Source organism: Rhizobium sp. PAMB 3174 (assembly GCF_052908375.1).
This window is the reverse complement of sequence record NZ_CM128608.1, coordinates 267836-283024: the sequence shown is the minus strand read 5'-3', so window position 1 is coordinate 283024 and position 15189 is coordinate 267836. Positions and strand designations below refer to the sequence as shown.

The following is a 15189-nucleotide window of genomic DNA, read 5'->3' as shown; positions in this document are numbered from 1 at the left end:
CATGGGTAGGCACCGCCTGATCGTCGGCCGCGACGAATACGACGAAATCTTTGCCGTCGGAGATGTGCACGGCCATCTCGACCTGCTTCTCGGCGCCGAGGAGCGCATGCGCAAGAGCAGCAAGGCTCACGGCCGGAAGCTGATCATCATGCTCGGCGACTATATCGACCGTGGTCCGCACTCATACGGCGTTATCGAGCACCTCATGAACGCGCCGCCGGAAGGTTTTGACCGCATCTGCCTTACCGGCAACCACGAAGCCATCATGCTGGCGTTTCTGGCCGGCATCGAGGGTAATGGCGCCTGGCTCCAATGGGGCGGAACGGAGACCGTCGCCTCCTACGGCGTCGATCCCTACAGATATCTGGACATGGACGGCACCGGACATGCCTTGCGGACGGTCCTGAATGACGTCCTGCCGCAGAGCCATCTCGATTTCATGCGATCCCTGCCGATCTGCGTCTCGTCGGCGCCCTACCTCTTCACCCATGCCGGCATCGTTCCCGGCAAGCCGCTCGCCGAACAGGCCGACGAAGACCTCTTCTGGATCAGGGAACCGTTCCTGACGCTTGGGCCGCAATTGCCGGGACTGACGGTGGTTCACGGCCATACGCCGGCACCGGAGCCGACATTCGCCGAGGGCCGCATCGGCATCGACACCGGCGCCTACAAGACCGGCAGGCTGACCGTCCTGAAAGTCGATCGGGACGGAGCCGTGGTGCTATGATCGCAGGTTCTCCTGCCCCCACCCGCGAGGAGCTCAGCGCCAGGACCATGCGATCCGGCGCCGACCTCATGGAGGAAGGCCGGAAGCTCGCCTCTGTCTGGCGGTTGAAACAAAGCCGGTTCATGCGGGAGACCGGCTTCCCGTCCGAAGCGGCCCACAAGCGTCACGCCATCAGCAACGGCGTCATCACCCAGCACGCCCATATCGGCTTTCGCAGCATCGAGCGCACACTTGTGGCCATGCGCGAGGTTCGGGATGCCTGCGCGGCGGGCGGTGTCACGGTCGACCGCTTCGGCATCACCCTGGACTGGTCGATGGGCTATCCCGTCGACCGACGGGCGAATGCCGGCCGCGGCACCGGCATCGTCCTCAGCGGACCGGAAGACTTCGCCCGCATCACTGATGCGACCGGTGCCGCCTGCCATTTCGGCGACTTCATGCTCGGACTCCCCGGCGCTCTGGACAATGTCAAGGCCGCCATCGCCGCCGGCGCAACCGCCCTCGGCAATCTCGGACAGTACTTCACTTTCCGCCTGCCATACTGGGACGACGACGTGGCGACGACCGAAGCAACCGTGACGGCGCTCGGATTGATCGCGGCTCAGGACGCCGAAATTCTCGTGCATTCCAATCTCGACGACGGTTTCGCCGGCCTGTTTCTCGACATGTGCTGCAGCCTCGGCATGGTGATCGTGGAAAAGCACATCGTCGAAACGCTGATCGGAAGCCGGCTCTCCCATTGCTATGGCCACCACTTCTCCGATCCGCTGTCACGCATGGCCTTCCACTGCGGCCTGACCCGCCTGAGCGACAGCGTCGGCACCATGATCTTCGGCAATACGGTCAGCTACCAGTCGAGCGACGCCGCCAACTTTGCCAGCCTGTCCAACTATCTCATGGCGGACATCCTGTCGTTGCGCCGATGGCCGAGCGGCCATGCGATCAACCCGGTGCCAGTCTCAGAGAACCGGCGCATTCCGGATACGGATGAAATCATCGCCGCACAGGAATTCGCGGGACGCCTGAAAGAGCACGCACATTTCTATGAGGCTGTCGTCGACTGGCAGACGGTGGAAGCGCTTTCCGACAGGCTCGTCGACGGCGCACGTCAGTTTGCCAAAAACCTGCTGGCCGGGCTTGAAAGCCTGGGGATCGACACGACGGACCCGGCAGCGCTGATGCTGGCAATCCGCCGTCTCGGCCCGAGGCGGATCGAAGCCCTGTTCGGCCCTGGCGCACAGCGCTTGGGACGTGACCGAAGATCAGTATTGGTTCTGGCGGAATGGGCGCGTGAGCTGGATGACAAGGCCGGATACTGGGTCGCCGCGAACCAGGTCGGCAACGAAGGCTTCGAGAGGCTGAAGGTTTGCGTGGGAACTTCGGATGTCCATGAGCACGGGAAATACCTGGTGGAACAGGCGCTTGCCGGCCTCGGCGTGCAGATTGCCGACGGCGGCGTCGCGGTCGATCCGGAAATGCTCGTCGAAAGGGCCGTCTTGGAAGGCGCGGACCTGATTGCGATCAGCACCTACAACGGCCTGGCTCTGCGCTACACCAAAAGTGTCCTGGATGCGGTGAAGGCGCGCGGGCTTTCCATCCCGGTCATGGTTGGCGGCCGGTTGAATGAAATTCCCGCGGATTCGAATTCGGGGCTTCCGGTGGAGGTCGCCGACGACATCAACCGGATCGGTGCCACGGCCTGCGCGAGCCTCGACGACATGCTTCCGCTCCTGCGTTCGACGATGCTCGGCCGATCGGCGCGAATGCCGGATGCGACAAGCTGATTTCGGTTCGCCTCTTGCTGGCGCTACTCAGGAATTGTAGAGCAGCGCAAACGGAAAAAGAACGGCGCGCAATGACACGAAAATCCGTCACGATCCTCGGCTCCACCGGCTCCATCGGCGTCAGCACGCTAGATGTCATCGGCCAGCTTGGCGGGCGCGAGCGTTTCGACGTGATGGCGTTGACGGGCAACGGCAACATCGCCCTGCTGGCCGGGCAGGCTAGAAGCACCGGCGCAAGGCTGGCGGTCACGGCCGACGAGACGCGCTATCACGAGCTGAAGGACGCGCTGGCCGGCACCGGCGTCACCGTGGCAGCCGGTGCCAGCGGCCTGGCCGAGGCGGCGGCGATGAAAGCGGAATGGGTGATGGCCGCGATCGTCGGCACGGCGGGGCTTGCCCCGACGCTCACCGCCGCCGAGCGCGGGGCGGACATTGCGCTCGCCAACAAGGAATGCCTCGTCTCCGCCGGTCCGCTATTCGTCGACGCGGTCAGGCGCGGCGGCGGCAAGCTGATCCCGGTGGACAGCGAGCACAGCGCGATCTTCCAGACGCTGGAGGAACATCAGCGCCATGCCCTGGAGCGGATTATCCTGACGGCGTCCGGCGGACCCTTCCGCACATGGTCACGCGACGAGATGGCCAATGTCACGGTGGAAACCGCCCGCGCCCACCCCAACTGGTCGATGGGCCTGAAGATTTCCATCGGCAGCGCCTCGATGTTCAACAAGGCGCTGGAAATGATCGAGGCGCAGCATCTCTTCGCCGCCACGCCGGAGCAGATCGAGGTCGTCGTCCACCCGCAGTCGATCGTCCACTCGATGGTCGGATATACCGACGGCTCCGTGCTCGCCCAGCTCGGCGTTCCGGATATGCGCACCGCCATCGGCTATGCGCTGACCTATCCGGCCCGCTCGCCGCTCAACGTGGACCGGCTGAACTTCGCCAAGATCGGCCGCCTGGATTTCGAGGCTCCGGACGAGGAGCGCTTCCCCGCCCTGCGTCTGGCACGTCTCGCTATGCAGCGCGGCGGACTGCAGGGCTGTGTCATGAACGCGGCCGAAGAAACGGCATTCGAGGCCTTCGTCGACGGCCGTATCCGCTTCCTGCAGATGGCGGACATCGCCGAGGCCGCAATGGAGCGCCTGTCATCGATTTCGCCGGCCGCATCGATCGAGGACGTCTTTGCCGCCGACGCCGAGGCGCGGCGGACGGCTGCCGAGATCATCGCCGGCCTGTGACGAAAGGTCAGGCGGCGTAAAGCGCCTTCACCAGATCGTTCGGAAACGCCCCGGTGCAGCCTTCCAGCGCCGTGTTGGTATAGGCGACAAGACTGATGCCGTTTGACGGGTCGAGAAGCCAGCTGTTGCCGTACACGCCGCCCCATTTCACCGTTCCGGCCGGCACGCAGCTTTCCGCCGCTTCAGGGTTCACCGTGACAGAACCGAAATAGCCGAACTTCACGCCGGGACTGTGAAGATGCTTGCCGATCTGGTTCGAAAGCCCCCTCGCCGTCATCTCGGAGGAAAGGATCGGATCCCCACCTTTCTGAAGGGCATCCAGGAACCGCATGAAATCCCCGGCGGTGCCGGCCATGCCGGCGCCACCGGACTGAAACGCGGTCGGATTGAAGATCCGTGACGGGGAGAAGTTGAACGACGCCCCCTCCGCATTCGAAAGCCATTGCGGATCGGTCATCGGCATCGGGCGCGGACGCTGGTCGGCATAGGCCGTCGCAAGACGCTCCATGTCGACGACTCGGAACCGCGTGTCAGGCATGCCAAGCGGTCCGCAGACATGCTCGACGACGGCCTCTTCAAGCGTGCTCCCCGACACAGTCGCGATCGCCGCGCCGAGAATATCGGTCGCGTAGGAATACATCCAGCCGGTCCCCGGCGCGAAGCCGAGCGGGCGGCGGTTGACGCGCGAGAAATTCGTCTCGAAGTCGAGATCGGTATCGAGCAGACCCTGGTTGATCCGGTCATCCAAGGGCAGCTCCTCAAGCGACGAATCATAGGCAAGGCCCGATGTATGGGTCAGCAGGTGATGGATGGTGATCTCCGGTTCGGTGCCATCGGTAAGCTTCGGATGGAACCAGGGAAGGTAAGCCGAGACGCGCGCATCAAGCGCCAGCTTACCCTTTTCGACCAATGCGAGCGCGGTGGCCGCCACCAGCGGCTTCGTCACCGAGGCCATCCGGAAGATCGTGTCCGTCGTCGTGGCCTTGCCGCTCTCCCGGTCGGCATAGCCGGCGGTTCGCTCATAGACCGGGCTTCCATTCTGGTGCACCAGCACCACGGCTCCGACGATCGTCTCGCCGGAAATAGCGGCATCGATGACGCGGTTGAGGCGGCTTTCAAGCGACATGAAAAGGTCCTTCGTCATACAAAACAAAAAAGTGCGGGCCATTTAGAAATGACCCGCACCGAAATTCAAGCATAGTTATGTCAGATCAGGCGACGGCGCGTGCCAGCGCACACTGCGACCAGAGATCGTGCAATGCGCCGACCAGATGGTTCAGGTCCTCGTCGGAATGCAGCGGTGTCGGCGTGAAGCGCAGGCGCTCGGTCTTGCGCGGCACAGTCGGATAATTGATCGGCTGGACATAGATGCCGTAGTTGTCGAGCAGGATATCGGAGATCCACTTGCACTTGGCGGCATCGCCGACCATGACCGGCACGATATGGCTCGGATTGGGCATGTGCGGGATACCGCGGGCGTCGAGCAGCGACCGCATCCGGCGGACGCGCTCCTGATGGGCACGGCGCTCGTCCTGCGAAACCTTCAGATGCTGGATCGAGGCAATGGCACCGGCGGCCAGTGCCGGCGGCAGCGCCGTGGTGAAGATGAAGCCGGACGAGAACGAGCGGACGAAATCGCAAAGCGCGGTCGAGCCGGTGATATAGCCGCCCATGACGCCGAACGCCTTGCCGAGCGTGCCTTCGATGACCGTCAGGCGATCCATAAGGCCTTCGCGTTCGGCGACGCCGCCGCCACGCGGACCATACATGCCGACGGCATGCACTTCATCAAGATAGGTCATCGCGCCATACTTGTCGGCGATGTCGCAGATTTCCTTGATCGGCGCGATATCGCCGTCCATCGAATAGACTGATTCGAAAGCGATCATCTTCGGCGCCTTCGGATCGGCGGCCGCGAGCTTCGCTTCCAGATCCTTGACGTCGTTGTGCTTCCAGATCACCCGCTCGCAACGCGAATGGCGAATGCCTTCGATCATCGAGGCGTGGTTCAGTGCATCCGAGAACACGATCATTCCCGGGATCTTGGAACAGAGGGTTCCGAGAGCCGCCCAGTTGGACACATAGCCGGACGTGAAGATCAGCGCTGATTCCTTGCCGTGCAGATCGGCAAGCTCGCGCTCCAGCAGCACGTGATAGTGATTGGTTCCAGAGATATTCCGGGTGCCGCCAGCACCCGCGCCACAGTGATCGATGGCCGTTTTCATGGCTTCGATCACCTTGGGATTCTGCCCCATGCCGAGATAATCGTTGGAACACCAGACGGTAACCTGCTGCTCACCCTTGTCCGTGAAGCGGGTGGCGCGCGGAAACTGCCCGCTGTTGCGCTTCAGGTCGGCGAACACGCGATAGCGTCCTTCTTCGTGAAGGCCGGCGAGTTCGCTCTGAAAGTAGTTCTCGAAATCCATCATTATCTCCAGACAGGTGGAACCGTTTTCTTTTGAATCATTCCAATCGTCAACCTTTTTTCGTGCCACCCACGGCGCACTGCGTCGATTGGGCCCACCGGCTGAAACGGGGCTGCCGGACCTTTCAATATCCGGGCGATTCACCTGCGGCCTTGATGCAAATCAAAAACAGAGTCGCTTGGAAAAATGAATGCGAGATGAACGGGCGGTTTTGTTGGCGTTCATCGAAACGTCCCTATAAGATGCGCAAGTGTAAGCGAGGATCGTCAATCTGACCCGGAGTGTTTCATGTACGGCAAGGCATTCACGACCATAATCGCGGCAAGCATCGCCATTGGCGGCTTCCTTGCCATGCCTGCGGCATCGTTTGCCGAGGGCACAGTCATCACCTCGGGCGGCCAGGTTACAAGAAACAGGACCGAATACGACGGCGACACGAGCTCCAGCCAGCTCGGCGGCAAAACGACCGACGAATCACGTGGACGGATGCGTTGCGAAATCAGTCTCGCGAAGGAAAAGGCTAAACGGTACGGCTATCGTTTTCCGGAAGTGGCATCCGTCTCGAAGCGGGCAATCGTGATCGGCGGACGTCTGAACAATCGCTGGCGCCAGATCGCGTTTGCCAACCATTATGGCTGCCCGGTGCTGGACCGATGACAAAAGCGCGCCGGGCCAATGCTGGCGGGATTAATTTTATTTAATGAGCCGGGGAACAAACGTTCGTTCTTTTTATTTATGTGGTGAGCCTTCAACTTGCATGCGTATTGAAATACTCTGAGCCCGCCACATCAATGATCGCGACAATCTTGGACAACGGGACAGGCGATCAGCTCGAAGTTTAGGTCAAGACCGGCATACAAAGTTGCGTAATACCCGATTTCGCCGTGGGGCGTTGGCGGGAAACAGGGACCCGGGAGCAGAAGCCGCCTTCCGGTCCAGCGGATCAAGCGGCTGACAAAATTTGGAGAGAGTAGATGAAAAAGGCAATTGTTCTGATTCTTGTCGGCTTGTCCGTCGCAAGCTGCACCCAGACCGAAAAGGGAGCCGGCATCGGCGCTGCTTCCGGCGCTGTCATCGGTGGTCTGGCGACCGGTAACGTCCGCGGCGCAGCCGTCGGCGCTGCAATCGGTGGCGTCGCTGGCGCTGTCATCGGTTCGGCGAACGAACCCGGCAAGTGCTACTACCGCGACCGTTACGGCCGCCGTTATGTCGACGATTGCCCGGCTGGCTACCGTTAATCAATCCAGGCAAGGCGCACCCAACCGGTGCGCCTTCGCATTTTTGGGGCAGCGTTGACCGCGGCTTCCCAATGATTCTCGCATTCGGAACGTGCTCCGATCGACGCGGCAAGTGTGTCTGCCGTCTGACGCTTCCGGAAATTTGTGGTCGAAACCGCAGCTCTGAAGGCAGTTGACTGTTGCCTGGATCGTATCGGTCTGAGACAATGTCTGTACCAATGTTGAAGAGACCGAGCGGACATAGAATGAGTTTTGCGTTGTCACGCCACCGGCCGATGGTCGTCGCGACGACGGCGCTTTTGATATTTTCGGCCCTGCCCCCTGCTGCCTCAGCCTTTGAACTCTTCGGCATCCATCTTTGGGGTTCCAAGGATAAATCGGTCGATGTCGTCGATCCGGTCAAGTATGACGTCGAACTCACGCTGACATCCTCCAACAAGGACCTGAAAGAGACGCTCGAGGAAAGCTCGCTTCTCGTTCAGGACAAGGATACTCCGGTTTCCGGCGATCTCGGCCTCATTGTCAAGGCGCGCGACGATCGCGACCGCCTGGTCGCGGCTCTTTATGAAAACGCCCGCTATGGCGGCGTCGTCACCGTCACCATCAACGGCCGCGACATCGACCAGATCGGACCGACGGAATCCTTCGATCGAACGTCAACTCCGAAAGTCGTCATCTCCGTGGACCCCGGCCCCGTATTCAAGATCGGCAAGGTTGCCTTTGAAGGCGATGCGCAGAGGCTCGATCCTGCCAACTACGATCTGGTGCCGGGCGGTGATGCGAGCTCGCTGGTCATCCTCAAGGCTGCGGAGAAGGTTGTCCAGGACCTGAAGGCCGAAGGCCGCCCCCTGGCGCGACTGACGCAGCGGGCCGTGGTCGCCGACCATGACACGGATCTCGTCGATATCACCATCGGAGCAGAGAGCGGTCCCATCGCACCGCTTGGACCTGTCAGCGTCAACGGGCAGAAGACAGTGGATCCCGATTTCATCCGCCGCTATTCCCGCCTGAACGAAGGCAAGCCCTATTCTCCGGAGCAACTCAAGGCCGCCAGCGAACGGCTTCGAAAGCTTTCCGTCTTTTCGAGCGTCACCGTCAAGGAAGACGACACCCTCAATGGCGCCGGCCAGATTCCGGTCAAGATCGAGGTCTCGGAGGGCAAGCATCGCTATTTCGGCTTCGGCGCCGAATACTCGACCACGGACGGGTTCGGCCTTACCGGCTACTGGGGGCACCGCAATCTGTTCGGCGAGGCCGAAGCCCTCAAGATCGAAGGGTCGGTCTCGCGCCTCGGCGAAACGACCGACTTCAAGCAGCTCGACTATTCTACCGGGATCACCTTCACGAAGCCGGGCGCATTCGTGCCCCAGGCAACCTTCTCCGCCGGCCTGGTGGCCAAGACGGAGCACACCGAGTCCTACGACACGGCCAAGGTAACGGGAACGACCTCGATCGCCTACGAGCTAACCGACAAGGACACGCTCACCGGCGGTCTGGAGCTGTCCTACGAAGACACCGACGACGCCTACGGCAACAATCAATACGTGACCTTTGCGACGCCATTCGAATATGTTCGCGATGCCCGCGACAACGAGCTGAATCCGACCGAGGGATATCGATTCTCCGCTTCCGCGGAGCCGGGTTACGAGTTCCTGAGCGCGTCGCCATACCTGTCGCTCGAAGGGTCGATCTCCAGCTACAAGGCGTTCGGCGCCGATGACAATGTCGTCTTCGCCGCCAAGCTTTCCGCCGGCTCGCTTCTGACCTCGAACCTTGAGAATGTACCAGCTACCAAACGGTTCTACGCAGGCGGCGGCGGCTCGGTTCGCGGCTATGCCTATCAGGAAATATCGCCGTACAATTCGAACGGCGATGCGCTTGGCGGCCGCTCCTATGCGCTCGGCTCCTTCGAAGCCCGCATCCGTGTCACGGACACTATTGGCGTTGTTCCGTTCCTCGATGCCGGAACCGTCTCGAGCGAACTCTATCCGGACTTCTCGGACATTCGCACCGGAGCCGGCATCGGGCTGAGATATGCCACGCCATTCGGCCCGATACGCCTCGATTTCGCCGTGCCGCTCAACCCCTATCCTGACGGCACGAAGTACGGCATCTATGCCGGCATCGGTCAAACCTTCTGATAAGCGGACGAACGCCCTTCTATAGACGTTTTAGGCCTGTATTTACTTGAGGATGAGCAGTTTGATTCGCGCCCTTGGCCAGATCACGAAATATGCCGGTATCGGCCTGGTTGTGCTTTTGGCGCTGGCCGTTGCCGTCATTCTGGCGGCCGGTTTCGTCCCTTCCCTGACCCAGTATGCGGCGGACAAGGTTGCCGCGATGGTGTCGACACCGGAACGTCAGATCGCCATTTCCGATCCATCCGGGCTCTTGAGCGGCCATCTGCGCGTCAAGAACGTCACCATTTCCGATGAAGACGGCACATTTGCGACCATAGACAATATCGCCGTCAACTGGTCCCCGCTCGAGCTCCTCGGCGGAAAATTCCATGCACGCACCGTCGCCGCCGACCGGATTGAAGTCACCAGGCAACCGAAGGCGTCGACGGAGAGCAACACCACCGAGACAGACTCAGGCGGCTTCTCCCTTCCGATCGCGATCGACGTCGACCGTTTGACGGTTCCCGAAATCGCGCTCTCGGAGAATATCACCGGACGCCCTTTCGACCTGACACTCGACGGATCGGCGGCCGCCGACAGCAACAGCATTGCCCTGAACTTGGCCATCAACCGCCGGGATGTGCCGGACGCGAAGGCGCTCGCCGATATCCTGTTCGCACCGGATGAGAACCGGCTGACGCTGAAGGCGTCGGTCTCCGAGCCGAAGGGCGGCCTTCTCGTCAAGGCACTGAACATCGCAGGCGAGCCGGCAATCGATCTGTCGCTCGACGGCAGCGGACCGCTGTCCGACTGGTCGGGAACGCTGAGCGGCTCGGCCAACGGACAGCAACTGGTGACAATCAAGGGAACGCATCACCAGACCGTCGCCGGCATGCACGACGTCAGCCTCACCGGCGGAGGCGAGATTTCCGCCCTGCTTCCGGAGACCTTCCGCACGTTCTTTGCGGGGGAGACGGACATCGATGTCGCCGGTTCCTTCAATGAGAACGGAAAGATAACCGTCGACAAGTCCGATATCGCGAATGCCAGTTTCCGCCTGTCCGCATCCGGGGCGCTCGATCCGGCAGGGCAGAACGATCTCCAGGCCAGCATTTCCGGCGTCTCGGGCCCGATCGACTTCAGATGGCCGCTGGCCGAGGGCGAATTGCGCGCGCTGATCACCGGCGCCCGGCTTTCGGTCACCGGCCCGGCGACGGCATCCGGCATCAAGGTGTCGGCGGCCCTGCAATCCGTGGCAATGCCCGGCATCTCGGCCGGAGACATCGCCGTCACTGCGGCAAGCTCGTCCTTCGACGTCGCCGGAAGGACCGGTCAGCTGGCGACGACGCTGTCGGTGGGCAGCACCGCCTTTGCCAATCAAAACCTGCAGCGCCTCGTTCGTGCGCCGCTGAAACTGACGGCACCCCTGAAGATCTCCGACGACCGGATCGGCTTCGACGGGACGGAACTGGAAAGCGCATCGATCGGCGGCACCGTCAATGGCGGCTATCAAATTTCCGAACGACGCGTGACCGGCAACCTTCAACTCTTCGCTCTCCCTGCCACCTTGCCGGACGCGCTGGCTGCCAAGGTTTCCGACACGATCCAGATCCGCACCGATTTCGACGCGACCCTGCCCGGCTCGGTGGCGCTCTCCGATCTGATCGTCAAGTCCGACGTGCTGGATCTCAGCGGCAACGCCACGCTCGCCGACAACAAGCTGACGGCGGATGTTGCCGGCAGCATTCCCGAACTGTCGAAGTTCGTCGCCAACACTGCCGGTTCCGTCAGCTTCAAGAGCTCGCTCGCGGGACCGCTAACAGCCCTGGAGTTCGATGCTTCCGCCGAAGCCGAGAACGTCTCCATGGCCGGCAAGACGCTTGAAAGCCTCAGCGTTTCCGCCAAGGGCACGGCCGATCCGGACGCACCGCAGGCGGCGCTGACGGCCAGCGGAAACCTGGACGGACAGAGGATCGACGCCAAGGCCAATGTCGTTTCCAAGGACGGCAAGATCAACCTTCCGGAACTGACGGCCGATGTCGGCCCCAATCACCTGGAAGGCGCCATTGAACTGTCGGCGGACTTTACGCCGGACGGCAAGATCACGTTCGATTTCCCCGACGTCTCGCTGCTCGCGGCCTTCGCCGGCCAGCAGGCGGCAGGTGACCTATCGGGAACGGTCGACATCGCCAGCCAATCGGGAACGACAAAGCTCTCCGTTGCAGCGAACGGTCAGAAACTGCAGGCCGGCACGGCAAGCGTCGCCGAACCGAAGGTCGATTTGACCGCGACGATCGGGGAGCAGCTTGCAGCCAACGGCACCGTGAAGGCGAGCTCGGTGGCGTCAGGGAGCAATCAGGTCAAGAACCTCTCCCTCGACTTCGACCAGCAGGGCGCTGCCACAGATTTCAAGTTGCTCGGTACCTACGACAACGCGCCGCTCAAGGCCGACGGACGGCTGACGACGTCGGACGGCACGACGGTATCGCTCAACGATTTCCAGGCGAAGCCACGCGGCATCCCGCTCTCGCTTGCCAAGCCGGTGGACATCACCGTCGAAAACGGCGCCGCGCGCTTCAAGGATCTGACCGTCAAGACGGGCTCCGGATCGGTTTCCGCCAGCGGATCGGTCGGCTCCAGTCTCGATGTACAGGCCAACATCACCAACCTGCCGGCGGACCTCGCCAACAGCTTCGTCCCGACGCTCGGAGCGGAGGGGACCATCTCGGGCAAGCTGACTGCCAAGGGCGCCCTGTCCGCGCCGGTGGTGGATTTCCAGTTGAACTGGGGCAATGCGGCCGTCGCCGCCAGCCGCTCGCAGGGCATACCCGCCTTCGGCCTAAAGGCGAACGGCACCTTCGCCAACAACAAGCTGGACCTGCAGACGGACCTCTCCGGGCCTGGTGGACTGAACATCGGCGGCAACGGCAACGTGAACATCAGCGGCGACAGGCCGCTGTCCTACAAGCTGACCGGCGCGGTACCGTTCTCCCTGCTCGCCGCCAAACTGGCCGAACAGGGCTTCGTGCTGAACGGCAATGCTTCGGTCGACCTGACCGTTTCGGGAGGCGCATCCTCGCCGCAGGTCTCCGGCACGCTGAGTGCAAAGGGCGCACAGCTCATCGATGTCCGCCGCAATCTGGTCCTCAACGACCTGACGGCCAATGTCTCGCTGTCCGGCGAAAAGGCGACGATTTCCGCGCTGTCCGGCAAGCTGGCGACGGGTGGATCGCTGTCGGCAACCGGCGAGGTGGGCATTTCATCCGGCAGCGGCTTCCCGGCCGACATCCGCATGACGATCGACAATGCCGTCTACGTCAACGGAACGCTGGTGACATCCACCGTTGACGGCAAGCTGAGCCTCACCGGACCGCTCGTGGGGTCTCCGACGCTGTCGGGCGAAGTCCGCCTTCAGAAGACGGCCATCACCGTGCCGCAGAAATTGCCGGCTTCGCTGTCGGAGATAAACGTCAACCATCGCAACGCTCCGGCAGACGTCCGGGCCCAGGCCTCTGAAATTGGCCAGCAGGGACAGGTCGGCACCAGCTCCTCTTCCTCGGGCATAAACCTCGACCTGGCGATTTCCGCCCCGAGGGAAATCTTCGTGCGTGGACGCGGTATCGACGCGGAGCTTGGCGGCAACCTGACCGTCAAGGGCTCGACCTCCTCACCGGTCGTCTCCGGCGGCTTCACCATGCAGCGCGGGCGCCTGACGATCCTCAACAAGCGGCTCGATTTCTCGTCGGGCACCATCACCTTCGGTGGCGGGCTGATCCCGTTGCTCAACATGGTGGCGACGTCTTCGGTCAACTCCAACACGATCACCGTGGATGTCAGCGGATTCGCCAACGATCCGGATTTCACGTTCTCGTCCAGCCCAGCCCTGCCTCAGGACGAAGTCCTGGCCCAGCTCATCTTCGGGTCGTCGATGTCGAAGCTTTCGGCGCTGCAGATCGCCCAGCTGGCAAGCGCGGTCAACCAGCTGGCCGGCGGCCGTTCAACCTCGCTGTTCGACAGCCTGCGGTCCGGGCTCGGGGTCGATGATCTCGACATTTCGACGAGCAATGACGGACAGGCCGAGGTATCTGCCGGCAAATACCTCAACAACCGCACCTATCTTCAGCTGGAGCAAAGCGGCAGCTCCGGCGGCAAGGCGATCATCAATCTGGATGTCGGCAAGGGCGTCAAGCTGCGCGGCGAGGCCGGCAGCGACGGATCGGCCGGCGGCGGCATCTTCTACGAAAAAGAGTACTGATCGCGGCGCGCCTGCCAAATTGGCAGTTCCCGTTCGACAAACTGCTCGATTGACGTTCCGAAATGACAGTTTTCTGTCTTTTTGGTGAAACCAATCCCGTCGATAATGGGCGGCACGCAAATCAAAGAGGTCAGCATGTCGAAGATGAAGCAGCCCGTCACCCTGATTGGAATTCCGCTGGAGGAAGGCTCCGGCAGACGAGGTTGCGCCATGGGTCCCGCCGCACTCAGGATCGCCGGAATAGAAGAGACCCTGGCGGAGCTTGGCTATGAGGTCATCGACGCCGGCGATCTCGAGCCGTCGCCCGTGAACGATCTTCAAGAGGTGGCCGGTACGAAGAACTATGCCCAAGTCGCCGGCTTCACTCGCGCGATCGAGGCTGCGACCTATGACGCGGCCAGAAGCGGCACCCTGCCCATTTTGCTCGGTGGCGACCATAGCCTTGCCATGGGCAGCGTATCCGGCATGGCGCGCCACGCCGCCGAGACAGGCCGCCCGCTCTTCGTGCTATGGCTCGACGCTCATGCCGATTTCAATTCGCCCGCGACATCGCCCTCCGGCAACATTCACGGCATGCCGGTAGCATACTACTGCGGCGAGGCCGACCTTGGCGATATCCTGCCTCCCGGCCGTCCGCTGGTCGATCCGACACGGGTCTATCAGGTCGGCATTCGTTCGGTCGACGAACGCGAGCGTGAGGAAATCGCCGACCACGGCGTCAACGTCTTCGACATGCGCTCGATCGACGAGCACGGGGTTGGCAGCATCATGAAACAGATCATCGCGGCGGTGGAGGCGGAGAACGGTCTCCTGCATGTCAGCCTCGACGTCGATTTCCTTGATCCGGACGTCGCACCCGGCGTCGGCACCACGGTGCCCGGCGGCGCGACCTTCCGCGAGGCGCATCTGATCATGGAATTGCTGTGCGACAGCGGGCTCACTGCCTCCCTCGATCTCGTCGAGCTCAACCCGTTTCTCGACGATCGCGGCAAGAGTGCCCGCATCCTCGTGGAACTGACCGCGAGCCTGTTCGGACGGAGGATCTTCGATCGGCCAACCCGTGCCGCGTGACTTGCCAAAGGCTCTACAAACCCTGCAGATTAAGATCTCGATCCGACGGCGTTAGCATTTCTTTGGCGCGATGGTTATCAGCCCCTTACAGAAATGAATGGATACTTAACGGCGGGCACCCTCAAATCTTGTAGTCAAACCTTACCGCAGCATTAATATTCGCCGTGTAGAACCGTCTGTAAGAGAAAATTAGGAAGTTCCCCACCCGGCCCCAGAAACTGTGGCTGGGCGCCTGTGTTGGTGATCTATTAATTTTTACCATTTAGAACTGTTCCTCATCGAGACACCCCCTCGCACTGCGGCTGTCTCGACCTTGCATCGTCAACGGTC

The 15189-nt window shown here is 61.9% G+C and carries 10 protein-coding genes; 8 read left to right on the top strand and 2 right to left on the bottom strand.

Translation table 11 applies throughout. The features are described 5' to 3' along the window. The first annotated feature begins 1 nt into the window (after position 1). The 3 genes from ACU5AY_RS01355 (at position 2) to dxr (ending at position 3749) form a co-directional block, all read left to right on the top strand. The gene (locus ACU5AY_RS01355; RefSeq protein WP_446827694.1) at positions 2-727 is read left to right on the top strand and encodes a metallophosphoesterase; all 726 of its coding nucleotides are present in this window, start codon (positions 2-4) and stop codon (positions 725-727) included. Next, positions 724-2511: a cobalamin-dependent protein gene (locus ACU5AY_RS01350; RefSeq protein WP_446827693.1), complete on the top strand. Its 1788-nt coding sequence runs from the start codon at positions 724-726 to the stop codon at positions 2509-2511. Before ACU5AY_RS01355 ends, ACU5AY_RS01350 begins: the two co-directional genes overlap by 4 nt. Positions 2512-2582: 71 nt before the next feature. Then, entirely contained in the window at positions 2583-3749 is a 1167-nt protein-coding gene (gene dxr / locus ACU5AY_RS01345; RefSeq protein ID WP_446827692.1) for a 1-deoxy-D-xylulose-5-phosphate reductoisomerase, read from the top strand. 7 nt (positions 3750-3756) lie between these two features. On the opposite strand, the gene ACU5AY_RS01340 is transcribed toward dxr, so the two are convergent. Both ACU5AY_RS01340 and hemA read right to left on the bottom strand, forming a co-directional pair. Beyond that, positions 3757-4875 carry a serine hydrolase domain-containing protein gene (locus ACU5AY_RS01340; protein WP_446827691.1) on the bottom strand — a complete coding sequence of 373 codons (1119 nt, stop codon included), beginning with the start codon at positions 4873-4875 and terminating at the stop codon, positions 3757-3759. A gap of 85 nt (positions 4876-4960) precedes the next feature. Then, entirely contained in the window at positions 4961-6175 is a 1215-nt protein-coding gene (gene hemA / locus ACU5AY_RS01335) for a 5-aminolevulinate synthase (protein ID WP_446823041.1), read from the bottom strand. A 288-nt stretch (positions 6176-6463) separates the two neighbouring features. Here hemA and ACU5AY_RS01330 point away from each other — a divergent pair, with 288 nt between their 5' ends. The 5 genes from ACU5AY_RS01330 (at position 6464) to rocF (ending at position 14859) form a co-directional block, all read left to right on the top strand. Beyond that, positions 6464-6832, top strand: a complete 369-nt coding sequence (locus ACU5AY_RS01330) for a hypothetical protein (protein WP_446823040.1) — start codon at positions 6464-6466, stop codon at positions 6830-6832. Between the two features lie 317 nt (positions 6833-7149). After that, entirely contained in the window at positions 7150-7413 is a 264-nt protein-coding gene (locus tag ACU5AY_RS01325) for a YMGG-like glycine zipper-containing protein (RefSeq protein WP_261929009.1), read from the top strand. Between the two features lie 245 nt (positions 7414-7658). Beyond that, a complete protein-coding gene (locus tag ACU5AY_RS01320) occupies positions 7659-9554 on the top strand; it encodes an autotransporter assembly complex protein TamA (RefSeq protein ID WP_446827690.1) in 1896 nt (631 codons plus the stop codon). A gap of 52 nt (positions 9555-9606) precedes the next feature. Next, the gene (locus ACU5AY_RS01315) at positions 9607-13788 is read left to right on the top strand and encodes a translocation/assembly module TamB domain-containing protein (protein ID WP_446827689.1); all 4182 of its coding nucleotides are present in this window, start codon (positions 9607-9609) and stop codon (positions 13786-13788) included. A gap of 135 nt (positions 13789-13923) precedes the next feature. After that, positions 13924-14859 carry an arginase gene (gene rocF, locus ACU5AY_RS01310; RefSeq protein ID WP_446827688.1) on the top strand — a complete coding sequence of 312 codons (936 nt, stop codon included), beginning with the start codon at positions 13924-13926 and terminating at the stop codon, positions 14857-14859. The last annotated feature ends 330 nt before the right edge of the window (positions 14860-15189 follow it).